Raw genomic sequence first — 289 nt, forward strand, 5'->3', positions numbered from 1 at the left:
AATTCCCGATGTATCGAATACTTTTAGTAAAGATTTCAGAACACTATTGTGTTTCTGCCATGAGTCTTGGGCAATGAGAATGTCATCAACATACGTCGTAATTTGTTCCTTTAAATGATCAGGAAGTGTCGCATTTAATGCGCGAATGAAGGCAGATGAGGAGATATTAAGACCAAAGGGTAGCTTACGAAATTGGTAACAATTACCAAAACAGAGGAAAGCGGTATATTTTCTGCAATTAGGGTGTAATTCTACTTGCCAAAAACTTGATCTGAGGTCTAAGGTGGAC

The 289-nt window shown here is 38.1% G+C and carries 1 protein-coding gene; it reads right to left on the bottom strand.

Translation table 11 applies throughout. The features are described from left to right. On the bottom strand, window positions 1-289 hold a 289-nt coding region (locus JYB62_RS20145), incomplete at both ends, for a reverse transcriptase domain-containing protein (RefSeq protein ID WP_205647092.1).

It is taken from the genome of Algoriphagus lutimaris (genome assembly GCF_017051705.1).
In the GTDB taxonomy this organism is placed as follows: Bacteria; Bacteroidota; Bacteroidia; order Cytophagales; family Cyclobacteriaceae; genus Algoriphagus; species Algoriphagus lutimaris.